The organism is Streptomyces sp. NPDC026062 (genome assembly GCF_055568375.1).
Map to the genome: position 1 here is coordinate 1 of NZ_JBVHOQ010000147.1, position 1,033 is coordinate 1,033.

The window sequence follows — 1,033 nt, forward strand, 5'->3', positions numbered from 1 at the left end:
GGCCGGCTCACCTCGGTCACCGACGCCCTCGGTGCCACGACCCACGTCGTGTGCGACGCGTCCGGCCTGGCCGTCGAAGTGACGGGCCCGACCGGCGCCGTCACCCGCACGGAGCGCGACGCCCTCGGCAGACCGGTCCGCGTCACCGACCCGGTCGGTCGTGTCACCCGCCTGGAGTGGCACGCCGACGGGCAGCTCGCCCGCCGCACCGGACCCGACGGCGCCACGGAGTCATGGACCTTCGACGGCGAGGGCAACCGGCTGACCCACACCGACGCGTCCGGCGGCGTCACCCGCTCCGAGTACACCCACTTCGACCTGCCCCTCGCCCGCACCGGCCCCGACGGCACCCGCCACGAGTTCGAGCACGACAACGAACTGCGCCTCACCCGCGTCACCAACCCGCAAGGGCTGACCTGGTCCTACGAGTACGACGCCGCCGGCCGCGTGGTCTCCGAGACCGACTTCGACGGCCGCACCCTCACCTACCGGCTGGACGCCGCGGGCCGGGTCGTCGCCCGCACCGACGCGCTCGGCGGGACCATCGCGTTCGAGCGCGACCAGCTCGGCCAGGTGGTCGGCAAGGACGTCGACGGCCAAGTGACGTCCTACGCGTACGACAGGGCCGGACGCCTCCTGAAGGCGTCCGGTCCCGACAGCGAACTCCGCTACCGGTACGACCGGCGCGGCCTCACCAAGACCGAACTCGTCGACGGCCGCGCCATGAACTACGCCTATGACGTCCTGGGCCGCCGCACGCGCCGCACCACACCCACCGGTCACCTCACCTCGTACACCTACGGGACCGACGGCCGGCCCCAGCACCTGGCCAGTGGCGGCCAGGGGATCGACTTCACCCATGACGCCGTCGGCCGGGAGCTCACCCGCGCTTTCGGTGACGCGCTCACCGTGACATCGGCCTGGGACGAGGCCGGACGGCTCTCCGCCCAGCACATTCACCGCCGGGGCACGCCAGGTCAGCAGCCGCACCTATTCCTACCGGGCCGACGGCAATCTGACCTCCGTCGCCGAC

At 72.7% G+C, this 1,033-nt stretch carries 1 pseudogene; it reads left to right on the forward strand.

Going from position 1 to position 1,033, the window contains the following annotated elements:
- Window positions 1-1,033: pseudogene (locus ACZ4LX_RS38265) on the forward strand (type IV secretion protein Rhs); the annotation flags it as partial.